We start from the raw sequence: 23,002 nt of genomic DNA, 5'->3' as shown, positions 1-23,002 counted from the left end.
ATGTCCACGCCCAAGCACGCAAAAGTCCTGATCCTCGGGTCCGGTCCGGCCGGCTACACCGCCGCCGTGTACGCCGCCCGGGCCAACCTGAAACCCCTGCTCGTCACCGGCCTGGCCCAGGGCGGCCAGCTGATGACCACCACCGAGGTCGACAACTGGCCCGCCGACGTCCACGGCGTCCAGGGCCCCGACCTGATGCAGCGCTTCCAGCAGCACGCCGAGCGCTTCGAAACCGAGATCGTCTTCGACCACATCGCCAAGGTCGACCTGTCGCAGCGGCCCTACACGCTTACCGGAGACACCGGCAAGCTGTACACCTGCGACGCCCTGATCATCGCCACCGGCGCTTCGGCCAAGTACCTGGGCCTGCCGTCCGAATCGGCCTTCATGGGCCGCGGCGTGTCCGGCTGCGCCACCTGCGACGGCTTCTTCTACCGCAACAAGGACGTGGTCGTGGTCGGCGGCGGCAACACCGCCGTCGAGGAAGCGTTGTACCTGTCCAACATCTGCCGCAAGGTCACGCTGATCCACCGCCGCGACAAGTTCCGCGCCGAGCCCATCCTGGTCGACAAGCTGATGGACAAGGTAACGAACGGCAACATGGAACTGAAGCTGTTCCACACGCTGGAAGAAGTGCTGGGCGACGACGGCGGCGTCACTGGCGTGCGCATCCGGCACACCGACACCGGCGCCACCGAAGACCTGGAAGTGGCCGGCTGCTTCATCGCCATCGGCCACCAGCCCAACACCGAGATCTTCGCCGGCCACCTCGAGATGAAGGACGGCTACATCGTCACGCAGAGCGGCCTGAACGGCATGGCCACCATGACCTCGGTGCCAGGCGTGTTCGCCGCCGGCGACGTGCAGGACCACGTGTACCGCCAGGCCATCACCAGCGCGGCCACGGGCTGCATGGCCGCCCTGGACGCGCAGCGCTGGCTGGACAATGCGGGGCACTAAGGCCAGCCTGGCCGACCTGAAGCGCGTGCACGAGAAGCTCGCGCAGGAGCGCGAACGCGCCGAGCGCGAGGCTCGGGAAGAGGCGGCCCGCCGCGAGCGCACGGCGCCCGCGCATGACGTCGATGCTTTCCGCCGCGCCATGCAGTCGGCCACGCCGATGAAGTCGGCCAACAAGGTCGAGCACCGTCGCGCCGGGCCGGCCATCGACGAAGCCGTGGCCTCGCGCCGCGCGTCCGCGCTGGGCGAGAAACCCGCCCGCGCCGATGCCGGCGTGTCGGACGGCGGCGACGTGGCGCACCTGCTGTCCGAGAACGGCACGGCCTTCGTGCGCGCCGACGCGGCGCCCGACACCGCGCGGCGCCTCAAGCGCGGCGAGTGGCGCATGGGCGCGGAACTCGACCTGCACGGACTGCGCGTCGAGCAGGCCCGGCATGCGGTGCTGTCGTTCCTCGACGAGTGCCTGGAGCACGGCATCCGCTGCGTGCGCATCGTGCACGGCAAGGGCTACGGATCGCAAGGGCTCGAGCCCGTGCTGAAAGACAAGGTCCGTACCTGGCTCGTGCAGAAGGCCGAAGTGGTGGCGTTCTCCGAGGCCGCCGAGCGCGAAGGCGGAGCCGGGGCGCTGCTGGTGCTGATGCGCCAGTCCGAGGGCGCACGCCGATGAAGTGGCTGTATCTGGCTATCGCCATCGCCGCCGAGGTCGTGGCCACCAGTGCGCTGAAGAGTTCCGACGGCTTCACCCGCCTGTGGCCATCGGTGATCACCGCGGCGGGCTATGCGGTGGCGTTCTACTTCCTTGCCGTCACGCTGCGCACCATACCCATGGGGGTGGTGTACGCGATCTGGTCGGGCGTGGGCATCGTGCTGATCTCGCTGGTCGGGTGGGTGGTGTACAAGCAGCACCTCGACGTGCCCGCCATCCTGGGCATCCTGCTGATCGTCGCCGGCGTGGTGGTGATGCAGGTGTTCTCCAAGACCACCGCACACTGAGGCCGGCGCTCAGCAGTCCAGCACCAGCCTGGCGCCGCGGGCGCGCGAGCAGCAGATCATCATGCAGTCGCTGGCCGCCTGTTCCTCGGGGCTGAGGAACATGTCCAGGTGCTCGGGCTCGCCGGCCAGCACGCCGGTGCGGCAGCTGCCGCACACGCCCTGCATGCAGGAATATTCCACGTCCACCCCCGCGTCCAACAGGACCTCGAGAATGGTCTGGTCCGGCCGGACTCTCAGGGTTCGCCCGCTGCGGGCGAGCTCTACGTCGAAGCCTTGTCCCGCGCCCGGCATCGGGATGTCCGCGCCGAAGCGCTCGTAGTGCACGCGTTCGGCCGGCAGGCGACTGCAGGCGGACAGGTACGCATCCAGCATGGGCGCGGGCCCGCAGCAGTAGAAGTGCGTGTCGGGCGGCGCGTGCGCCACGATGGCGGGGATATCGAGCCTGCCGCCGGCCTCGTCGTCGAAGTGCAGCGTCAGCGGCATGCCCGCGGCATCCGCCAGGGCCTGAAGTTCGTCGACGAACGCGGCGCCCGCCCGGCTGCGCGCCGCGTACACCATGTGCCATCGCGCGCCCCGCGCGGCGAGCTGCTGCGCCATGCAATACAGCGGCGTGATGCCGATGCCTCCCGCGATCAGCAGGGTGGGATGGTCGCCGTCGATGAGGGGGAAGTGGTTGCGCGGGGCCGACACCTCGAGCACGTCGCCCACGCGCAGCCGTTCGTGCAGGTAGGCCGAGCCTCCGCGGCTGTTGCCGTCGCGGTTGACGGCGATCTCGTAGCGCCGCTCCGTGTCCCGCAGGGTGTACAGCGAATAGCTGCGCACCAATCCGCCGGGCAGCCGGAGGTCGACGTGCGCGCCCGGCGCGAACGACGGCAGCACCGCGTCGGACAGGCGCTCCAGTGCGATGGCCGACACCGTGCCGGCCAGCCGCCGGATCGCGCCGACCCGCATCTTCACGAATTCGTTCATGGACACGCGCTCCGTCAGAAGCGGCCCAGCGGATCGCCGAAACGCCGCTGCATGACCTCGTCGAACGCCAGCGGCGCATCCGCGACGATGCCGCCCGCGCGCACGCGGTAGCTGGCCGGGCTTGCTAGTCCGGGCGGCTGCTCGCCGGCGGCCAGGGCCTTGGCCGATTCCAGCATCAAGCGGCGGAACTGCACCACGCCGATGTCGGTAGGGCCCAGCAGTTCGCGGGTGCGATCGGCGATGCGCCCCTGGCTGTCCTGGATCGCCGCATCCTGCTCCGACACGCCGACGATGCCCGTGAAGTTCTCCGACTTCTGCATCTGGCGATCTATCAGGTAGTCGTTCGACCGGTTGCGCAGCGGCATCCAGCGATCGTCCATCTCGGGATAGACGGCGCCGCCGCTGCGATAGCCGCGGATTTCTTCCTCGGTCAGCGGGCGCTCCGGGTTCCACGAGTACACATAGACCCAGCACGATTCGTCGTCGATGGGCACCCAGGTCTGGCCATGATAGGTCTGGCCCGGCGTCGCGCTGGGCGTGTAGCCGTGACAGGGCATCAGGTATTGCGCGATGCGCCAGTACGACTGCCCGGGCGCCGCGCGGCGCGATGCGCCCAGCACCAGTCCGCTGTCGTGTTTTCTCACCTCGTAGCGCGGCCGCGTGTCGTCGCGCATCCACTGCACGTGCTCGCTGCTCATGGTTTGCTGCGAGTAGCCGCGCGTGGCGCGCGCGGCCTTCTCATGCAGTTGCTCACCGGAGCGATCGACCGGCTGGTGCAGGAAAGAGAAGTGCGCCGTGTCCACGCCGCCCTCGGCCGCCTGCGCCCAATTGCACTCCTGGAACTTCTTCGACACGTGCCGGTGCGAGGCGGGCACCAGCGCGAACTCCATGTCGGGCATCGGGGGCGGCACGGTCTCGCTGCCCATGTAGGCCCAGACATAGCCGCCCCATTCCCGCGCGGGATAGGCCTTGATGCGGGCCTTCTGGCACATCCGCGGCACGGCCGCCGCGTCCAGCGTGGGCATGTCCAGGCATTCGCCGTCCACGCCGAATTTCCAGCCATGGAAGGCGCAGCGTATGCCGCCTTCTTCGTTGCGGCCGAAGAACAGGTTGGCGCCACGGTGCGGGCAGCGGGGCTCGATGACGCCGACCTGGCCGGTGCTGTCGCGAAACGCCAGCAGTTCCTCGCCCAGCACCTTGATGCGTACCGGGGCGCAATCCGGCGTGGATACTTCCTCTGCCAGCACCACAGGCAGCCAGTAGCTGCGGAACAGCCGTCCCATCGGCGTGTCCGCGTCGGTGCGGGTCAGCATCTCGTTGTCTTCGCGGCTCAGCATGCGTCCTCCTGTGTTGCGTTGCTGCGTTCCTTCCACCGGGCGGCCAGCGCGTCCGCCGCCCGGGTCAGCAGGCCCAGGTCCGAGCCCAGGCACACCATCGTGGCGCCGGCGTCCAGATAGGCGGCCGCCTGCGGTTCCCCCGCCAGGATGCCGGCCGCCTTGCCGGTGGCGCGGATGCGGCGCACCCCGTCCAGGCAGGCTTCCAGCACGGCGGGGTGAGTGGGCTGCGCCAGATAGCCCAGGTCGGTGGACAGGTCCACCGGCCCGATGAACAGGCCCTCCACGCCGTCCACCGCGGCGATCTCCTCGATGTTGTCCAGGCCCTGGCCGCTTTCGATCTGAAGCAGCAGGCAGACCTCATCGGCGGCGCGTGCGTAGTAGTCCGTGTCGCGGCCATAGTTGGTGGCCCGCACGCTGCCGCCCACGCCGCGGATGCCATGCGGCGGATAGCGCACGGCGGCGACGGCCTGGCGCGCCTCGTCCGCCGTCTTGATGTTCGGCACCATCACCGTGTCTATCCCCATGTCCAGCACCGGCTTGAACCACACGGGATCCAGGCCGGGCATGCGTACCAGGCAATGAGTGCGGGAGGACGCCAGGGCCAGTGCCTGCGTGTACAGGGTGGGCAGGCTGGTGGGGGTGTGTTCGGCGTCGAACATCAGGAAGTCGAAGCCGCTGGCGGCCAGCGCATCGGCGGTCTGGGCGGTCAGCGACATCGCGAACAGTCCGAACTGCGCGCGGCCCGCGCGCAGCTTTTGCTTGAATGGGTTCACCGCAGTGTTCCTTGCCTAGAAGTTGACGGCGTCGGCGCCTTTGAGCGCGAGCATCTGCCGGGCCTCGTCGGGCGTGGCGATCTCGCCGCCCAGTTCCTCGATCAGGTGGCGGATCTTGCGCACCTGCTGCGCATTGCTCTCCGCCAGCTTGCCCTTGCCGATCCACAGGCTGTCCTCCAGCCCGACGCGCACGTTGCCGCCCAGCAGCACCGCCTGCACGGCTACGCGCATCTGTGCGCTGCCCGCGCCCAGCACGGACCAGTAGTACTGGTCGCCGAACAGGCGTTCCGCCGTGGCGTGCATGTGAATCACCTCGGCCGTGTGCGCGCCGATGCCGCCGCGCAGCCCCAGCACGGACTGGACGAACAGTGGCGGTTCCAGCAGGGCGCGATCCAGGAAGTGGCGGGCCGTGTACAGGTGGCCGATGTCGTAGCACTCCAGTTCGAAGCGCGTGCGATTCCTGGCGCACGACGTGAGGATGTTGGCGATGTCCCGGAACGTGTTGCGGAACACGCGATCTTCGCTGCCTTCCAGATACGGCCGCTCCCAGTCGTGCTCGAAGGTCTTGTAGCGGTCCAGCATCTCGTACAGGCCGAAGTTCATCGAGCCCAGGTTCAGAGATGCGATCTCGGGCTTCAGCTCCAGTGCGGGGACCAGGCGCTCCTCCACCGACATGGTCGGCGCGCCGCCCGTGGTCAGGTTGATGACCACCTTGCTGTTGCGCTTGATCGTCGGCAGGAAGCGCATGAACGCCTCGGTGGTCTGGTCGGGCCTGCCGTCCTTCGGATCGCGCGCGTGCAGGTGCACGATGGCCGCGCCCGCATCGGCGGCCTCGAGCGCGGCGTCGGAGATCTCGTCGGGGGTGATGGGCAGGTGCGGCGACATGCTGGGCGTGTGGATCGAGCCCGTCACCGCGCAGGTGATGATGACTTTCTTCGATGGCCTCATGGCGTTGCCTCGCGTAGCCGCGCCTGCAGCGCGGCGTCGTTGATGGACAGGTCCTGGCCGCCCAGGTCGGCGGGACGCGCGTCGCACAGCCAGGCGATGTATTCGGCCGGGCGTTCGGCGGGCGCCAGGTTGCTGCGCGGCATGCGGCTGATGTCGTTGATGCCTGACGCGCGGATGCTCGCCTGCATCGCGGTGTCGACGAAGCCGGGCTGGAATCCATAGCACGCGATCGCGGGATACTCATGGGCCACGCAGCGCGTCAGCATGGCCAGGCCCGCCTTGCCGCTGCAATAGGCCGACCATCCCTCGCGGGTGGCATGCGCCGCGCCCGAGGACAGGTTGACGATGACCGCAGCCGGGCTGCTCAGCAGCGCCGGCAGGGCGGCGCGTATCGTCCGGTACGGCCCGTGCAGGTTGACGTCGTGGTTGGCCAGCCAGGCCTGCTCGTCGGTGTCGCCCAGCAGTCCGATGGGCTCGATGTTGCCGGCGTTGTTGACCAGCGCATCCAGGCTGCCCTCGCGCCGCAGGCACTCGTCCATCGCGGCGCGCACCGACCCGCCGTCGCGCACGTCCAGCGCGACCGCCCACGCCGTGCCGCCTTCGGCCTCGATCTGCGTCAGCACGGGCACGGCGCCCGCGGGGTCGCGTACGGCCAGCACGGTATGGAATCCGCGTCGTGCCAGCGCCAGGGCGGTCGCCGCGCCGATCCCGCGCGAGGCGCCCGTCACCAGCGCTACCCGGTTGTGTCGATGGGTGTTCATTGCGGCGTCAATCCCGCGTCGGCAGTCAGTTGCTTCCACAGGTCGACCTGCGAACCGACGTACTGGCCCAGCTCCTCGGGAGAGCTGCCGAATATCTCGATGCCCAGTTCCGCGCCACGCTTGCGCAGCGCGGGATCCTTCAGGATGGCGGTCAGTTTTCCGTTGAGCTGGGCCACGACGGCCGGCGGCGTGCCGGCCGGCGCGAACATGCCGAACCACGCCACCACGTCGAATTGCGAATAGCCCAGTTCCTTCATCGTGGGTACGTCGGGCAAGGTAGGAAAGCGCTGGTCGGACAGCACGGTCAGCGCCCGCATCTTGTTCGCGGCCAGCATGGGGCCGGCCGCGGCCACGTCGACGAACGCGAACTTCACTTGCCCGCCCAGCAGGTCGGTAATGATCTGCGGCGAACTGCGGTACGGAATCTGCAGGAACTCGACCCCGGCGATCTTGCCCAGCTTGCTGCCCGATACCGTGCCGAAGCTGTTCGAGGCGCCGTACGACACGCGCCCGGGTTGCTTGCGTGCCGCCGCCACCAGGTCCTGCAGGGTGCGGTAGGGTCCGTCGGCGGCCACGACCAGCAGGAAGGTCAGGTTGCCCAGCTTGGTGACCGGGGCATAGTCCTTCACCGGGTCATACGACAGGCTCTTGAACATGCTGGGATTGGCGGCATGCGTGGTGTTGGTGGTGAACAGCAGCGTGTTGCCGTCCGGCTTGGCGCGCGCTACGGATTCCGCCGCGATGATGCCGTTGGCGCCCGGCTTGTTCTCCACGATGACCGGCACGCCCAGCGCGGGGCCCAGCTTCTCGGCCACCAGTCGCGCATAGATGTCGGTGCCGCTGCCTGGACCGAAGGGCAGCACGATCCTCACCGGTCCTTCGACGGCCGCGGCCGGCGCGGACCGGGCTGGGGCCGCCGGCAGGGCGAGGGCCGCGGCCAACGCGGTGGTAAGCGCGGCGGCCAGCAAAGTGCGCCGGGATATGCCGGCGCCGCTACAGGGATGGCGCATGGTTTGTCTCCGTGGTTGGTATTGGTCTGCTTATGAGGGGCGATTGTGGCGACCCCTACGGCCCCGGACAATCGAGTTTTTTACATACAATGTGAGAAAAACTCACGGCGACCAATACGCCATACGCAGGGGACCATGAGACAGCTGCCTCCACTGAACGCATTGAAGGCCTTCGACGCGGCTGCCCGGCACCTCAGTTTCACCAAGGCGGCCGAGGAGCTGTGCGTGACGCACGGCGCCGTCAGCCGCCAGGTGGCCGCGCTGGAAGCGCACTTCCGCATGGTTCTGTTCTCGCGCGGGCCGCGCGCCTTGACGCTGACGCCGGAAGGCGCGCAACTGGCGCAGGCGGTGGCGCGCGCGTTCGATATCCTGTTCTCGGCCAGCGATGCGCTGCGGCCCGCCAATCGCTCGAGTTCGCTGCTGAGGGTGTCGGTGCCGCCCACGCTTGCGATGTGGTGGTTGATGCCGCGCCTGGGGGCGCTGGACAACGGGCAGTCCGGGTTTCGCATCGAGATTTCGACGTCCACCGATCCCGTCGATTTCGACGAAGGCCAATACGACGCGGCCATACGACGCATCAGCGCCGTGCCGCGCGGACTGCACGCCGAGCGCTTCCTGGACGGGCGATCCGTGCCGGTGTGCAGCCCGCAGTACCGGCGGCGCAATGAACTGGACGGCCCCCAGGACCTGGCTCGCGCCACGCTGCTCGTCACGCGCACCGAAAACCGCGCATGGGAAGCGTGGTTTCGCGCGCAGCGGGTGCGGCGCGATCCGGAGTCCGCCACCAAAGTGTTCGACCAGCTCTATTTCGCGCTGGTGGCCGCCGTGGACTCGTTGGGCGTGGCGCTGGCCCCGGTGGCGCTGGCCGAGGAAGAGGTGCGCAAGGGCAATCTGTGCATCGTGCCCCACCAGTCGCTGCAGGCGCGGCGGGCCTACGCGCTGCTGTGCCCGCGCAGTTCTCCGCGCCTGGACCTCATCCAGGCCTTTGGCGGCTGGCTGCGTTCGCACGCGCCGGCCGGACGCTGATCCGCATCAGGCGCCTTCGCCCGGCTTGCGCAGATAATCCACCAGCGCCAGCGTGGCCGCATCGGGCCGCGGCGTGAGCAGCGACACGATGATGATGGTGGCGAACGCGGCCGGCGCGCCCATCACCCCCGCGGCGATGGGCTGGATGCCCCACCACAGGTCGACGGCCACGGTGCGCGGCACGCCGAAGACCCATTCCCGCAGCCAGGGATGGGTGTGCGCCATGTAGGCGAACGTGGTGGCCAGCCCCGCTGCCATGCCCATCGTCACGCCCCACTTGTTGGCACGACGCCAGAACACGCCCATCACCAGCGCCGGGAAGAAGGACGAGGCCGCAAACGAGAAGGCTGCCGTCACCATGAAGAGGATGTCGGCCGGCTTGCGCGCCGCCACCCATGCGGCCCCGAACGCCACCAGCAGCAGTAGTATCTTGGACACGATGACTCGCCGCGCCGCCGGCATGCGCGGCGACACCACGCGATACCACATGTCGTGGGACAGCGAGTTCGACATGGTCAGCAGCAGGCCATCCGCCGTGGACAGCGCCGCGGCGAGCGCGCCCGCGGCCACCAGCCCCGAGATGACGAAGGGCAGGCCGCCGATCTCGGGCATGGCCAGCACCACCACGTCGGCGCCCATGCCGATCTCGCCCAGCTGCACGATGCCGTCGCGATTGATGTCCACGACCTCGAGCAGGTTGGCATCGACCGCGCTCCAGGCATGCACCCAGTTGGGCAGGCTGCTGAACGGCGTGCCCACCACCTGGGCATAGACCTCGTACTTGACCAGCAGCGCCAGCGCGGGCGCGGTGAAGTACAGCAGCAGGATGAACAGCAGCGCCCAGAACACCGAGCGGCGCGCATCGCCCACCGATGGCGTCGTGTACGAGCGCATCAGGATGTGCGGCATGCCCGCCGTGCCCAGCATCAGGCACAGCACCAGCGAGAGGAAGTTGACGCGCATGTCCGCGCGTTCCTGTTCGTCGCGGGCGGGAAAGGGCTGGGCATGCGGCGTTGGCGGTGAGCCGCGCGCGTCGAAGGCCGCGCGCGCCTGGGACCATGCGGCGCGCGCCGCTTCGGGATTGGGCGGGTAGGCCGCAAGTTCGCGCTCGAGCGAACGCACCTCGACCATGGGCGCGTCCGTGGCGATGAGCGCCGCCAGGCGGGACCGCAGCCGGTCCTTCTCGTCCACCCAGGACTGCGGCAGAGCGTCCAGCCGCGCGCTCATTTCGCGCGCCTGCTGGCGCCACAGCCGCCGCACCTCCTGTTCGGCCGGGTCGTTCTGCAGGTGGATCTCTTTCTCGGTGACCTGCTGCAGTACGGAGCCGGCCGACAGCTGCGGCACCGGACTGTCCGTGTGCTTCACCGACAGCCAGATCACCGGCACCAGGTAGGCGATGACCAGGATGATGTACTGCCCCACCTGGGTCCAGGTGACGGCGCGCATGCCGCCCAGGAACGAGCACACCAGCATGCCGCCCAGCGCCACGAAGATGCCCAGCTCGAACGTGATGCCGGTGAGCCGGGTGGTGATGATGCCGACTCCGTAGATCTGCGCCACCAGATAGGTGAACGAGCACAGGACCGCGCAGGCCACGCCTGCCAGCCGCGGCAGGTTGCCGCCGTAGCGCGCGCCCAGGTAGTCGGGGATGGTGTACTGCCCGAACTTGCGCAGATAGGGCGCCAGCAGCAGGGCCACCAGCACGTAGCCGCCCGTCCACCCTATCACGTAGGCCAGGCCGCCGTAGCCAGTCAAGTACAGGGTGCCCGCCACGCCGATGAACGAGGCCACGGACATCCAGTCGGCTGCGGTGGCCATGCCGTTGTAGACGGCCGGCACGCGGCGGCCCGCCACGTAGTATTCGACCTGATCGGACGTGCGGCACACGATGCCGATGCAGGCATACAGGCTGACGGTGATGATGAGGAACGCATAGCCGATCCAGTTGCGCGACAGCCCGGCCATCTCTGCCAGCGCAAGCAGGCCCACCAGCATGGCGAAGCCCGCCGTGTACAGCAGGTAGATGCGGCGCAGCCGCAGGCCGAACTCGTGCTGGGTGTCGGCGGAAAACGGCATCAGCGCGGCTCGCGCGGCGGGGTGTCGGCCGTATCCAGCTCGCCGGCGGTCTGCGCGGCGTGTGCGTCGGCCCGGTTCATGATCCAGCCGTACGCGGCCACGATCAGCAGGAAGGCCAGGGGCGCGCCATAGGCGGCCAGCCAGAACGGAAACGGCCAGCCGATGAACTCGAACGCAAGGTATCCGGTGAACAGGGCCGGCGCGGCGGTAAGCGCGACCCACAGGACCAGCAGCAGCGCGATGAGCTGGACGTTGCGGCGCCAGTAGCGCGCGGGGGAATGCGGACGGAGGCGGGATGCCGGCATGCTCGACCTGGATGAGCGGAACGCACTGTGCCCGTGTCCGGCGGATTGCGCGCTTGGCGGGCCTTCATGCGACAACGGCCGGCACGGGTAAACGTGCCGACCGTTGTGCGTTTGCTTTTTTTGTACTGCCTTAATTTATATACCGGTGCCGCCGGTTGTCTAGAGGCCCTTCAGAGCCTTCTGTCTCCTCACCTGCATGGGAAAGGATTCTGCACCAGTTACGGGATTGTCACACTAGGGGAATGCCCTAATTCGGCGCATTCATTTAGTTATATCCGGCACCAATGTAGTGCGATGTGGCCGGAAAGTCGCCGTGTTCGGCCATCCCATGAACAAATCGAGACGAATTTCGGGATTTTGGACCGAGCAGGCAAGCCAGCCGCGCGACGTCCGGCGCCGCGAAGGACGCACCGAATTGGTGCGGATGACCCCTTTACACGGTTTTTATACCGGGCCCTCCAAGCTTTATCCCGTTTTTACCCCCGGCTCCGTAATCTGCGCAGGGTCCGGCGGCAAGCCCGCCGACGCTGTTCAGTTCGGGGCACGGCCCCGGGGAGAAAAACATGGATGTCCTGTACCTCGCGGCCTTCGGCGCGATGGCCGGCCTGATCTGGGCGTTGATCGCCTTCTGCGCGCGCGCGCCGCGCGGCGACAGGAGGGCATCGCCATGACCGCCATCTACTGGCTGGGCGGCATCACCGCGGCCGCGCTCCTGGCCTATCTGCTGGCCGCGCTGTTCAACCCGGAGAAATTCTGATGGACGCCCGATTCGTCGCGCTGCTGGCGGTGTACCTGGCCGTCCTCTTGTGCGTGGCCCCGTTCCTGGGACGCTACATCAGGCAGGCCATGGAGAATGGCGACTACCGGCTGACCCGCTGGGGGCGGCCGCTGGAGCGCCTGTGCTATCGGTTGGCCGGGGTCGACCCGCGGGCCGAAATGGGCTGGAAGCATTACGCGCTGGCCCTGCTGTTGTTCAACGTGCTGGGCTTCGTGGCGGTCTATGGACTGCAGCGCATGCAGGGCGTGCTGCCGCTCAATCCCGCCGGGTTGGGCGCGGTGTCGCCCGATTCGTCGCTGAATACGGCGATCTCGTTCGTGGCCAATACCAACTGGCAGGGCTACGCGGGCGAAGCCACCATGAGCTACCTGACGCAGATGCTGGCGCTGACGGTGCAGAACTTCGTGTCCGCCGCCACCGGCATGGCGGTGCTGTTCGCGCTGGTGCGCGGCCTGACGCGCCACGGCGCGCGGGCGGTGGGCAATTTCTGGACCGACCTGGTGCGCGGCACGCTTTACGTGCTGCTGCCGATGGCGTTTGCGCTGGCCATCGCGTTGGTGGGACAGGGCGTGATCCAGAACCTCGATCCCTATGTGCAGGCGCGGACCCTGGAAGCGCAGGAATACAGCGCGCCCAGGCTCGATGCGCAGGGGCGGCCGCAACTGGACGCCGAAGGCAGGCCGGCGATGGAAACGCTGAGCACGCAGCAGCAGACCATAGCCATGGGCCCGGTGGCGTCTCAGGAAGCCATCAAGATGCTGGGCACCAACGGCGGCGGCTTCTTCAATGCCAACTCGGCGCATCCCTATGAGAACCCCACGCCGCTGTCCAACCTGCTGCAGATGTGGGCCATCTTCCTGATCCCGGCGGCCTTGTGCTTCAGCTTCGGCGAGATGGCGGGCAGCCGCAGGCAGGGCGCCATCATTCTCGCGGCCATGACGGCGATGTTCGTCGTCTTCGCCATGGCCGCCGCGCACTTCGAGCAGCAGACCACGCCCGCGCTGGCGCAGGCCGGCCTGGCGCTGGACGGCGGCAACATGGAGGGCAAGGAAGTGCGCTTCGGCATCGCGCCGACCGCGCTGTTCGCCGCCATCACCACCGCGGCTTCGTGCGGCGCGGTCAACGGCATGCACGATTCGTTCTCGGCCATGGGAGGCCTGTCGCCCATGCTGTTGATGCAACTGGGCGAAGTCGTATATGGCGGCGTGGGCGCGGGGCTGTACGGCATGCTGGCCTTCGCCATCCTGGCCGTGTTCATCGCCGGGCTGATGATAGGCCGCACGCCCGAGTACCTGGGCAAGAAGATAGAGGCCTTCGACATGAAGATGGTGTCGATCGTGCTGCTGGTCACCCCGGTGCTGGTGCTGGTGGGTACGGCCGTGGCCGTGCTGACCGGCGCGGGCAAGGCTGGCGTGCTGAACCCGGGCATCCACGGCTATTCCGAGATCCTGTACGCGCTGTCCTCGGCCGCCAACAACAACGGCAGCGCCTTCGCGGGGCTGTCGGCCAACACGCCGTTCTACAACCTGCTGCTGGGCGCTGCCATGTGGTTTGGCCGGTTCGCGCCCATCGTCGCGCTGCTCGCGCTGGCAGGGTCGCTGGCCGCCAAGCCGCGCCTGCCGCAGGGGCCCGGCACCATGCCCACCACCGGCCCGCTGTTCGGCGTGCTGCTTATCGGGTCGGTGCTGCTGGTCGGCGCGCTGAATTACGTGCCCGCGCTGGCGCTCGGTCCCGTCGCAGAGCATCTGCAGGACGCCGTGCATGTCGTGAAACCTTGAAGGACTCTGGCAGAAAAATCATGGACCAACGTTCTCATTCCATGGCCGCCGCCGATTCGGCCGTCGCGCCCGTGGCCGGCAGTCCCGGTACCGAGCGCCAGTTCGGCTTCTGGTCGTCGTCGCTGGTGGGCCCCGCGCTGCGCGACAGCTTGCGCAAGCTCTCGCCCGCGGCGCAGTGGCGCAACCCGGTGATGTTCGTCGTGTACGTCGGCAGCATTCTCACCACGGTGCTGTGGGGGATGGCGCTGGCCGGCGTGGCCGAGGCGCCCGCCGGCTTCATCCTGGGCATCTCGGTGTGGCTGTGGTTCACCGTGCTGTTCGCCAACTTCGCGGAGGCGCTGGCCGAAGGCCGCGGCAAGCAGCAGGCCGCCACGTTGCGCGGCCTGCGCACCACCATTCAGGCCCGCGTGCTGAAGGGCTTTCGCGAAAGCGACGAGCCCGGCGCCACGCCGCACGTATGGCGGGATCGCGCCGAGTCGCGCGCGTCCGGCGACCTGCGCAAGGGCGAGGTCGTGCTGGTGATGGCGGGCGAGACCATTCCTGGCGACGGGCAGGTGGTGGCGGGAATCGCCTCGGTCGACGAAAGCGCCATCACCGGAGAATCCGCGCCGGTGATCCGCGAGTCGGGCGGCGATTTCTCGTCCGTCACCGGAGGCACGCGTGTGCTGTCCGACTGGATCTTCGTGCGCATCGCCGCGAACCCCGGCGAAAGCTTCCTGGACCGCATGATCGGCATGGTCGAGGGCGCCAAGCGGCAGAAGACGCCGAACGAATTGGCGTTGACCATCCTGCTGGTGGTCCTGACCATCGTGTTCCTGGTGGTGTGCGTGACCTTGCTGCCGTTCTCGGCGTATGCCGTGGAGGCGGCCGGCGCGGGCAGCGTGGTGTCGGTGACGGTGCTGGTGGCGCTGCTGGTATGCCTGATTCCCACCACCATCGGCGGCCTGCTGTCGGCCATCGGCGTGGCGGGCATGAGCCGCCTGATGCAGTCCAACGTGATCGCGACTTCGGGCCGCGCGGTGGAAGCCGCCGGCGACGTGGACGTACTGCTGCTGGACAAGACCGGCACGATCACCTTCGGCAATCGCCAGGCCGCGGCGTTCCTTCCTGCGCCGGGCGTGACGCCGCAGGAACTGGCCGAGGCGGCGCGCCTGGCCTCGCTGGCCGACGAGACGCCCGAGGGCCGCAGCATCGTGGCGCTGGCCGAGAAGACGCTGGGCGCATCCGCCGCCGGGTTGCCGCAGGTGGATACGGCCCGGGCCGAGTTCGTGCCGTTCACGGCGCAGACGCGCATGAGCGGCGTGGACCTGCCCGACCGTACCGTCCGCAAGGGCGCGCTGGACGCGATCGTGGCCTGGCTGAAAGCGCAGGGCACGAGCCTGCCCACGGCCCTGTCGCGCGATGCCGAGACAGTGGCGCGGCGCGGCAGCACGCCGCTGGCCGTCAGCGACGGAGCCCGCGCGCTGGGCGTGATCGAGCTGAAGGACATCGTCAAGCCCGAGATCCAGCCGCGCTTTGCCGAACTGCGCCGCATGGGCATCAAGACGGTCATGATCACCGGCGACAACAAGCTCACCGCGGCCTCCATCGCGGCGGAGGCCGGCGTCGACGACTTCCTGGCCGAGGCCACGCCCGAGGCCAAGCTCAAGCTGATCCGCGCCTACCAGCAGGAAGGCCGCCTGGTGGCGATGACGGGCGACGGCACCAACGATGCGCCCGCGCTCGCGCAGGCGGACGTGGCCGTGGCGATGAACTCGGGCACGCAGGCCGCCAAGGAAGCGGGCAACATGGTGGACCTGGATTCCAATCCCACCAAGCTGATCGAGATCGTCGAGATCGGCAAGCAGATGCTGATGACGCGCGGCGCGCTGACCACCTTCAGCGTGGCCAACGACGTGGCCAAGTACTTCGCGATCATTCCGGCGGCCTTCGCCACGGTGTACCCGCAGCTGGGCGTGCTGAACGTCATGCGGCTGGCCACGCCCGCCTCGGCCATCCTGTCCGCGGTGATCTTCAACGCGCTGATCATCGTCCTGCTGATCCCGCTGGCGTTGAAGGGCGTGCGCTATCGCCCGCTGGGCGCGGCCGTGCTGCTGCGGCGCAATCTGCTCGTCTATGGCCTGGGCGGCCTGCTGGCGCCTTTCGTCGGCATCAAGCTGGTCGACATGGTGCTGGTCGCCTTCGGCTTGGCCTAATCCTGATCCGGCCTCTACAGGAAGACTCACATGCAAACTTCATCCAATACACAGAGCCAGGGCCTGCTGCGGCCCGCCGTGATGCTGTTCGTTCTGCTGTCGGTGATCACCGGCCTGGTCTATCCGCTGCTGACCACCGGCGTCGCGGGCGTGCTGTTCCCGCGCCAGGCGTCCGGCTCGCTGATCGAGCGCGACGGCCAGGTGGTGGGATCGGAACTGATCGGCCAATCCTTCGGCTCGCCGGGCTATTTCTGGAGCCGGCCCTCGGCCACCGCGACCATGGCGTACAACGGCGCGGCGTCGGGGGGCTCGAACCTGGGGCCGACCAATCCGGCGCTGGCCCAGGCCGTGCAGGAACGCATCGCGGCGCTGCGCGCGGTCGATCCCGCCAACGCGGCGCCCGTGCCCGTGGACCTGGTCACGGCCTCGGGCAGCGGGCTGGACCCGCACATCAGTCCGGCCGCGGCCGACTACCAGGCGGGCCGTGTGGCGCGCGCTCGCGGCATGTCCGAAGACGCGGTGCGCGAACTGGTGCGGGCGCACACCGACGAGCCGTGGCTGGGGCTGATCGGCGACCCGGCCGTCAACGTGCTGCGCCTGAACCTGGCGCTGGACCGGGCGGCGCCCGAGCCGCGCCGATAGGCGGCGTATAGTATGGCTGCCCCGCACATCCTCACCGCCTCGCTCCATGGCCGACTCCGGTAGCGATCGTCCCGACCCCGACCGGCTGCTCAGGCGCCTGGACGATGCCGCGGTCCGCGCAAGCCGCGGCAAGCTGCGCGTGTACTTCGGCGCGTCGGCCGGCGTGGGCAAGACCTACGCCATGCTGGCGGCCGCCCGTGCACAGCGCGAGCAGGGCGTGGACGTGGTGGCCGGCATCGTGGAAACCCACGGCCGCAATGAAACCGCGGCGCTGCTCGAGGGCATCGAGGTACTGCCGCTGCAGTCGCTGGACTATCGCGGCCGCGCGCTGCCCGAGTTCGACCTGGCGGGCGCGTTGCGGCGCCGGCCTCGACTGCTGCTGGTCGATGAACTGGCCCACTCCAACGCGCCCGGCGCGCGCCATGCGAAGCGCTGGCAGGACGTCGAGGAACTGCTTGCGGCCGGCATCGACGTGTGGACCACGCTGAACGTACAGCACCTGGACAGCCTGAACGAGGCCGTGGGCAGCATCACCGGCGTGCGGGTCTGGGAGACGGTACCGGACGAGGTGTTCGATGGCGCGCACGAGGTCATCCTGGTGGACCTGTCCGCCGACGAACTGCTGCGCCGCCTGAAGGAAGGGCGCGTCTACGTGCCCGACCAGGCGCGCCACGCCACCCGCAACTTCTTCCGCAAGGGCAACTTGATCGCGCTGCGGGAACTGGCGCTGCGCCGCACGGCCCAGCACGTCGACGACGACGTGCAGGAGTATCGCCACGAACGCCGGATCGAGCCCGTATGGCGCACCCGCGAGGCGGTATTGGCCTGCATCGCGCCCGATGCCCATGCCGAGCACGTGGTGCGCGGCGCCCATCGCCTGGCCCAGCAGCTGGAGTGCGACCTGCACGTGGTCACGGTGGAGGCGCTGCGCGTGGCGCCGCTGCCGCAGGCCGAGAAGCAGCACCTGGACCGCGCCATGGCCCTGGCCGACGGCTTGGGCGCGCGCACCGAGACCCTGGCCGACACCGACCTGGCGGATGCGGCCACGCGCTACATGCGCCGCCACAACATCACCAAGGCCGTGCTGGGCCGAGGCGCCTCGGGCGGCTGGCTGTGCCGCCGCGCGTCGCCGGCCGCGCTGCTGGACGCCATGCTGGCGCCGGGCTGGTGGCGGCGCCGCCGCACCTTTGCCGATGCGCTGTCCCAGGCATGCCCGGAGGTGGACGTGATCCGCGTGGCGGCGCCTCCGGTGGCGGGCCCGCCGCCCGGCCGCGACCTGATGACGCTGGGGCGCCGTCCCGGCGATGCGCCCGATGCGCGAGGCTCGCAACCGATCGGCGGCTATGCCTGGGCGCTGGGCTATTGCGCCGTGGCCACCGCGTTGTCGGCCGCGGCCGTGGAGGTCCTGCACCAGACCAACATCGTGATGTTCTATCTGCTGGCCGTGGTCGGCGTCGCGCTGCGGCATGGGCGCGGACCGGCGGCGCTGGCGTCGGTGGTCAGCGTCGCGCTGTTCGATTACTTCTTCGTCCAGCCCCTGTCGTCCTTCGCGGTATCCGACGTGCAGTACCTGGTGACGTTCGTGGTGCTGCTGGGCGTGGGCCTGCTGATCGGCCAACTGACCGCCGGCCTGCGCGCGCAGGCCAGGACCTCGGCCAAGCGCGAGGCCGACGCGCGCGGCCTGTACGAGTTCGCACGCGAGTTGTCTTCCGCGTTGATGCCGGACCAGATCGTGGCGGCGGCCAGCGCGTTCCTGAATGCCGCCTTCGGCGCGCGCAGCGCGCTGTACGTGCTGGCCCTGGACGACCGGTTGGCGCTCGCGTCGTCGCCGGACCCGGACATGGCCGCATTGGAACCGTCGCTGGCGCAATGGGTGTATGACCATGGCCGGCCGGCGGGCGCGGGCACCAGTACGCTGTCCAACAGCCCGCTGCTGTACCTGCCGCTGAAGGCGCCCATGCGCGTGCGCGGCGTGCTGGCCTTGCAGGCGCCGGGGCGGCCGTTCTCGGCCATGCCCGAAGCGCAGCGCCAGCTCGATGCCTACGCCACGCTGATCGCCATCGCGCTGGAACGCCTGCATTACGTCGAGGTGGCGCAGCAGGCCCTGGTCAACATCGAATCCGAGCGCCTGCGCAATTCGCTGCTGGCGGCCGTGTCGCACGACCTGCGCACGCCGCTGACCAGCCTGGTGGGCATGGCCGAGACGCTGATGCGAGATCCGGCGGCCCTGCCCGGCGCCACACGCGACACCGCCGCCGCGATGCGCGACCAGGCGCAGCGCATGCACGCGCTTGTGGTGAACCTGCTGGACATGGCTCGCCTGCAAAGCCGCGACGCGCCGCTGCGGCCCGAGTGGCAGTCCGTGGAAGAGCTGGTGGGCGCCGCGCTGGCTTCGATGCGCGAATCTTTGGCGGGCAGGCAGCTATGCGTGGGGCGGCTGTCCGACTTGCCGCTGGTGGAATGCGATGGCATTCTGATCGAGCGGGTGCTGTGCAACCTGCTGGAGAACGCCGCCAAGTACACGCCGCCGGGCAGCCCGATCCATATCGACGCGCGAGCGGCGGATGGCGAACTGCATGTCGAGGTGCGCGACCACGGCCCCGGCGTGCCCGAAGACATGCGCCAGCGCATCTTCGAGAAGTTCACCCGCGGCGGACGCGAGTCCGCCACGCCCGGCGTGGGCCTGGGACTGGCCGTCTGCAAGGCCATCCTGGAAGCCCATCACGGCCGCATCTGGGTCGAGCCCGGGCAGGGCGGATCGGGCGCGCGCTTCGTGTTCGCGCTGCCGCTGGGCACGCCGCCGGCCACGCCCGTCGAGATGCCGCTTTCCCGGACGCTTTCTGACTGAGTCATGTTCGATTACCAGCCCACCGTACTGCTCATCGAGGACGACGCCAACATCCGGCGTTTCGTCCGCACCGCGCTAGAGTCCGAGGGATGCGAGGTGCACGAGGCCGATACGGTGCAGCGCGGCCTGATCGAGGCCGGCACGCGCCAGCCCGACGCCGTGGTGCTGGACCTGGGCCTGCCCGACGCCGACGGCATGACGCTGATCCGCGAGCTGCGCGGCTGGACCGAGGTGCCTGTGCTGGTGCTGTCGGCGCGCGCCAGCGAGACCGACAAGATCGAAGCGCTGGATGCCGGCGCCGACGACTACCTCACCAAGCCCTTCGGCGTGGGCGAGCTGCTGGCCCGGCTGCGCGTACTGCTGCGGCGCCATGCGCGCGGCGGCGCCGGCAATGCGGCCGAGTTCAGCTTCGGCGACGTGCACGTGGACATGGCGCGGCGCGTGGTGACCCGCGCCGGCCAGCACGTGCACCTGACCCAGATCGAATACCGGTTGCTGGCGGTGCTGCTGGCGCATCGCGGCAAGGTGATGACCCATCGCGAGCTGCTGCGCGAGGTGTGGGGGCCGTCGCACGTGGAAAGCAACCATTATCTGCGCATCTACATGGGTCACCTGCGGCAGAAGCTCGAGGCCGATCCGGCGCAGCCGGTGCACCTGGTCACCGAGATAGGCGTGGGGTACCGGTTCGCGTCGTGAGTGGCGCGGCTCGCTTCATGACCCGCGAGGCCGCTTGTACGCCACGCATTCCACCTCTACTTTGGCGTCGATCACCAGGCGCGACTCCACGCATGCCCGCGCCGGCGGATGCTCGCCGAAGTATTCCTTGAACACCTTGTTGAAGGCCGCGAAGTCGCGCGGATCGTCCAGCCACACGCCGCAGCGCACCACGTGCTCCACGCCGTAGCCGGCCTCGGCCAGGATGTCGAGCAGGTTGCGGATGGCCGCGTGCGATTGCGTCGTGACGTTGCCTTCGACGATCTCGCCGTCGCGCATCGGCACCTGGCCGGACACGTACAACCAGCCGTCGGCCTGGACGGCGCGCGAGAAGGGCATGTGCTGGCCGCCCTGGCCGGTGCCGCCGGCCACGCCGTAGCGGATGATGCCGTTGGCGTCGGCGCGCGGGGTGTTGTCGCTCATGATGGCTCCTGATCGGGACGGGTGGATTCGGACAGGGTGGGGGACGCGAAGCCGGAGCGCAGGTCGCCGCTGCGCGGCAGCCAGCGCCCGGCGCGATCGCCGGTGGCGGCGCCGTCGTGGTAAGAAAGCACGCCGTTGACCCATACCGCGCGGATGCCCGCCGCGGGCCGCGCCGGGTCGTCGAAGCGCGCACGGTCGGCCACGGTGGCGGGATCGAACAGCACCAGGTCGGCGTGGTAGTCCTGGCGCACCAGGCCGCGTCCGGCCAGGCCGAAGCGCGCGGCCGACAGGCCCGTCATCTTGTGCACCGCCTGTTCCAGCGGAAACAGCCCCAGGTCGCGGCTGTAGTGGCCAAGCACGCGCGGGAAGGCGCCCCACAGGCGCGGATGGGGCAGCGGATCGTTGGGCAGGCCGTCGGATCCGATCATGGTGAGCGGGTGCGACAGGATGCGGCGCACGTCTTCCTCGTGCATGCCGTGGTAGACCGCGCCAGCCGGCTGCAGCCGCCGCGCCGCCTCGGCCAGCGGCACCTGCCATTCGGCGGCGATGTCGGCCAGCTTGCGGCCCGCCATGCCGGGATGGGGCGTGGACCACGTGATGTCGATATCGAAATCGGACGTCACTTGCTTCAGATCCAGCGTGGACGAACTGGCCGCATAGGGATAGCAGTCGCAACCTACCGGCACCATGCGGCCGGCGGTGTCCAGGCTGGCCAGTACGTCGCGGCTGCGGCCCCAGTTGCCCGCGCCGGCGCACTTCAGGTGCGACACGATCAATGGCGCGCGCGCGTGCGCCGCGATGTCGTAGGCCTCCTGCAGGGCGTCGAGGATTTCGGCGAACTCCGAACGCAGATGGGTGGTGTACAGCGCGCCGTGTGCATCCAGCTCCTCGGCCAGCGCCTGCACTTCGGCGGTGTCGGCCGAGTAGGCGGACGCATAGGCCAGCCCGGTGCTCAGCCCGACGGCGCCGTGCTGCAAGGCTTCGCGCAGCTGGGCGCGCATGGCAGCGATTTCCGCGTCGGTGGCGCGCCGGTCCAGGCGATCCATGTGATTGTTGCGTAGCGCCGTGTGGCCCACCAGGGCCGCCACGTTGACGCTGGGCCGCGCGGCGTCCACCGCGCGCGTGTAGTCGGCGAAGCTGGCATAGCGGAAGTCGTCGCGCCTGCCCAGCAGGTTCATCGGGTCGGGCGGTTCGCCGCGCAGCGTGACCGGCGCGGCGCTGATGCCGCAGTTCCCCACCACCACCGTGGTCACGCCCTGCGACAGCTTGGGCAGCATGCCGGGCGTGCTTATCACGTTGGTATCGTCGTGCGTGTGCACGTCGATGAAGCCCGGCGCCAGCGCCAGGCCCGCGCCGGCGTGCACGCTGCCCGCCGGCTTGGCCAGTTCGCCGGGCTGGCCGATGGCGGCGACGCGCCCGCCGGCCAGCGCCACGTCGGCGCGAAAGCCCGCGCCGCCCGTGCCGTCCAGCACCAGTACGTCGGCGATCAAAGTGTCGTACATCGTCGTCAATCTCCCAGCGGCAGCCGGTTGGGGCCGCCGCGGTATTCGTCCAGCACCAGCTTGATGCGGCGCAGCCGCTCCTGCGTGTGCTCCTGCCTGGCCAGCGCCAGTTCGGTGGCCAGGATGTCCATGGCCAGCAGCATCGCGTAGCGCGACGAGGAGGGCTTGTAGATGAAGTCGGTCTCGGCCGTGCGGATCGGCAAGGTCACGTCGGCCAGTTCGGCCAGCGGCGAGACGGGATCGGTCAGCGCCACGATGTGCGCGCCGTATTGCTTGACGATGCGCGCGGCCGCCAGGATCTCGGGCGTCAGGCCCGAGGTCGACAGGATCAGCACGGCGTCGCGTTCGTCCAGGGTGGCGGCGACCATGCGGATCAGCACCGCGTCGCTGTACGCGGCCACGGCATAGCCCAGCCGCACCAGGCGCGACTGCATCTCCTGCGCCAGCACGGCCGAGGCGCCGCCCATGCCGAACACGTAGATCATGCGCGCCTGGCTGGCCAGCGCCGCGGCGCGCTCGAACAGCGCTTCGGTGAACAGGGGCAAGTGCTCGCGCAGCGTGCTCTCGATGTCGGCGTACAGGCGCGCATAGAACGTGCTTTCTTCCGGCGCGGACGGGTCCAGGAAACGCTCGCCCACCGCGCTGGCCTGCGCCAGCTTCAGCTTCAGGTCGCGCGTGTCGTCGCAGCCCACGGCGCGCGCGAAGCGCGAGATGGTGGCGATGCTGACCCCGGCCTTGCGCGCCAGCTGGTCCACCGTGGCGGCCGCGGCGCTGGCGATGTCGTCCAGGATGGCATCGGCCACCTTGCGCTCGGTGGCGCTCAGCGCGTCGCGCAGGCTGCGGATCTGGTAGACGATGTCGCGCGGGGTTTGCATGCGGAATTCTCTGTGTCGTTCGGTTGGGGGCTAGCGCGACGCGGCGGCGCGCCCGGCCCGGGCGCGCACTTCTGTGCAGCGGCCGGACGCGA

21 protein-coding genes are annotated in these 23,002 nt (G+C 69.2%); 10 read left to right on the top strand and 11 right to left on the bottom strand.

Annotation, left to right across the window (positions count from 1 at the left end; all coding sequences use genetic code 11):
* Genes trxB through CAL15_RS17865 form a run of 3 tightly spaced genes read left to right on the top strand, consistent with a single transcriptional unit; the run spans position 1 to position 1,950 of the window.
* Complete coding sequence (gene trxB / locus CAL15_RS17875) at positions 1-960, top strand: thioredoxin-disulfide reductase (protein ID WP_086079824.1); 960 nt, start codon at positions 1-3, stop codon at positions 958-960.
* Positions 947-1,624 (top strand): Smr/MutS family protein, encoded by a 678-nt coding sequence (locus CAL15_RS17870; RefSeq protein ID WP_086079823.1) that lies wholly within the window; start codon positions 947-949, stop codon positions 1,622-1,624. Before trxB ends, CAL15_RS17870 begins: the two co-directional genes overlap by 14 nt.
* On the top strand, positions 1,621-1,950 hold the full coding sequence (locus CAL15_RS17865) for a DMT family transporter (RefSeq protein WP_086079822.1): 330 nt from the start codon (positions 1,621-1,623) through the stop codon (positions 1,948-1,950). Before CAL15_RS17870 ends, CAL15_RS17865 begins: the two co-directional genes overlap by 4 nt.
* Positions 1,951-1,959: 9 nt before the next feature.
* On the opposite strand, the gene CAL15_RS17860 is transcribed toward CAL15_RS17865, so the two are convergent.
* The 6 genes from CAL15_RS17860 to CAL15_RS17835 are packed head-to-tail and all read right to left on the bottom strand — an operon-like array spanning position 1,960 to position 7,748.
* Positions 1,960-2,919 (bottom strand): PDR/VanB family oxidoreductase, encoded by a 960-nt coding sequence (locus CAL15_RS17860; protein ID WP_232468017.1) that lies wholly within the window; start codon positions 2,917-2,919, stop codon positions 1,960-1,962.
* Between the two features lie 14 nt (positions 2,920-2,933).
* Entirely contained in the window at positions 2,934-4,256 is a 1,323-nt protein-coding gene (locus CAL15_RS17855) for a Rieske 2Fe-2S domain-containing protein (RefSeq protein ID WP_086079821.1), read from the bottom strand.
* A complete protein-coding gene (locus CAL15_RS17850) occupies positions 4,250-5,029 on the bottom strand; it encodes an HpcH/HpaI aldolase family protein (RefSeq protein WP_232468016.1) in 780 nt (259 codons plus the stop codon). Before CAL15_RS17850 ends, CAL15_RS17855 begins: the two co-directional genes overlap by 7 nt.
* A gap of 15 nt (positions 5,030-5,044) precedes the next feature.
* Positions 5,045-5,977 (bottom strand): 3-keto-5-aminohexanoate cleavage protein, encoded by a 933-nt coding sequence (locus tag CAL15_RS17845; protein WP_086079820.1) that lies wholly within the window; start codon positions 5,975-5,977, stop codon positions 5,045-5,047.
* A complete protein-coding gene (locus CAL15_RS17840; protein WP_086079819.1) occupies positions 5,974-6,738 on the bottom strand; it encodes an SDR family NAD(P)-dependent oxidoreductase in 765 nt (254 codons plus the stop codon). Before CAL15_RS17840 ends, CAL15_RS17845 begins: the two co-directional genes overlap by 4 nt.
* A complete protein-coding gene (locus tag CAL15_RS17835; protein ID WP_086079818.1) occupies positions 6,735-7,748 on the bottom strand; it encodes a Bug family tripartite tricarboxylate transporter substrate binding protein in 1,014 nt (337 codons plus the stop codon). The genes CAL15_RS17840 and CAL15_RS17835 overlap by 4 nt, the downstream gene beginning before the upstream one ends.
* Positions 7,749-7,883: 135 nt before the next feature.
* Between CAL15_RS17835 and CAL15_RS17830 the strand changes: the two genes are divergently transcribed.
* Complete coding sequence (locus tag CAL15_RS17830) at positions 7,884-8,774, top strand: LysR substrate-binding domain-containing protein (RefSeq protein WP_086079817.1); 891 nt, start codon at positions 7,884-7,886, stop codon at positions 8,772-8,774.
* A 6-nt stretch (positions 8,775-8,780) separates the two neighbouring features.
* Here CAL15_RS17830 and CAL15_RS17825 read toward each other — a convergent pair whose 3' ends face one another.
* Both CAL15_RS17825 and CAL15_RS17820 read right to left on the bottom strand, forming a co-directional pair.
* On the bottom strand, positions 8,781-10,850 hold the full coding sequence (locus CAL15_RS17825) for a sodium:solute symporter family protein (RefSeq protein ID WP_086079816.1): 2,070 nt from the start codon (positions 10,848-10,850) through the stop codon (positions 8,781-8,783).
* The gene (locus tag CAL15_RS17820; protein ID WP_086079815.1) at positions 10,850-11,155 is read right to left on the bottom strand and encodes a DUF4212 domain-containing protein; all 306 of its coding nucleotides are present in this window, start codon (positions 11,153-11,155) and stop codon (positions 10,850-10,852) included. The genes CAL15_RS17825 and CAL15_RS17820 overlap by 1 nt, the downstream gene beginning before the upstream one ends.
* Before the next feature lie 313 nt (positions 11,156-11,468).
* Here CAL15_RS17820 and kdpF point away from each other — a divergent pair, with 313 nt between their 5' ends.
* Genes kdpF through kdpE form a run of 6 tightly spaced genes read left to right on the top strand, consistent with a single transcriptional unit; the run spans position 11,469 to position 20,092 of the window.
* The gene (gene kdpF / locus CAL15_RS24545) at positions 11,469-11,912 is read left to right on the top strand and encodes a K(+)-transporting ATPase subunit F (RefSeq protein WP_198299080.1); all 444 of its coding nucleotides are present in this window, start codon (positions 11,469-11,471) and stop codon (positions 11,910-11,912) included.
* Positions 11,912-13,711, top strand: a complete 1,800-nt coding sequence (gene kdpA / locus CAL15_RS17810) for a potassium-transporting ATPase subunit KdpA (RefSeq protein ID WP_086079813.1) — start codon at positions 11,912-11,914, stop codon at positions 13,709-13,711. The genes kdpF and kdpA overlap by 1 nt, the downstream gene beginning before the upstream one ends.
* A gap of 41 nt (positions 13,712-13,752) precedes the next feature.
* Positions 13,753-15,906 (top strand): potassium-transporting ATPase subunit KdpB, encoded by a 2,154-nt coding sequence (kdpB, locus tag CAL15_RS17805; protein WP_086079812.1) that lies wholly within the window; start codon positions 13,753-13,755, stop codon positions 15,904-15,906.
* Positions 15,907-15,936: 30 nt separating this feature from the next.
* Positions 15,937-16,548, top strand: a complete 612-nt coding sequence (kdpC, locus tag CAL15_RS17800) for a potassium-transporting ATPase subunit KdpC (RefSeq protein WP_086079811.1) — start codon at positions 15,937-15,939, stop codon at positions 16,546-16,548.
* A gap of 46 nt (positions 16,549-16,594) precedes the next feature.
* A complete protein-coding gene (locus CAL15_RS17795; RefSeq protein WP_086079810.1) occupies positions 16,595-19,396 on the top strand; it encodes a sensor histidine kinase in 2,802 nt (933 codons plus the stop codon).
* Positions 19,397-19,399: 3 nt separating this feature from the next.
* Complete coding sequence (kdpE, locus tag CAL15_RS17790) at positions 19,400-20,092, top strand: two-component system response regulator KdpE (RefSeq protein WP_086079809.1); 693 nt, start codon at positions 19,400-19,402, stop codon at positions 20,090-20,092.
* A 15-nt stretch (positions 20,093-20,107) separates the two neighbouring features.
* On the opposite strand, the gene CAL15_RS17785 is transcribed toward kdpE, so the two are convergent.
* From CAL15_RS17785 to CAL15_RS17775, 3 genes are read right to left on the bottom strand one after another with little or no spacing between them, the layout of a single operon-like run.
* Complete coding sequence (locus tag CAL15_RS17785) at positions 20,108-20,533, bottom strand: RidA family protein (RefSeq protein ID WP_086079808.1); 426 nt, start codon at positions 20,531-20,533, stop codon at positions 20,108-20,110.
* A complete protein-coding gene (locus tag CAL15_RS17780) occupies positions 20,530-22,035 on the bottom strand; it encodes an N-acyl-D-amino-acid deacylase family protein (RefSeq protein WP_086079807.1) in 1,506 nt (501 codons plus the stop codon). Before CAL15_RS17780 ends, CAL15_RS17785 begins: the two co-directional genes overlap by 4 nt.
* Positions 22,036-22,040: 5 nt before the next feature.
* The gene (locus tag CAL15_RS17775; protein WP_086079806.1) at positions 22,041-22,910 is read right to left on the bottom strand and encodes a MurR/RpiR family transcriptional regulator; all 870 of its coding nucleotides are present in this window, start codon (positions 22,908-22,910) and stop codon (positions 22,041-22,043) included.
* Positions 22,911-23,002: the final 92 nt, after the last annotated feature.

Source organism: Bordetella genomosp. 13 (assembly GCF_002119665.1).
Taxonomy (GTDB): Bacteria; Pseudomonadota; Gammaproteobacteria; order Burkholderiales; family Burkholderiaceae_B; genus Bordetella.
The sequence above is the reverse complement of the archived record's forward strand: the minus strand, read 5'-3'. Positions and strand labels throughout refer to the sequence as shown.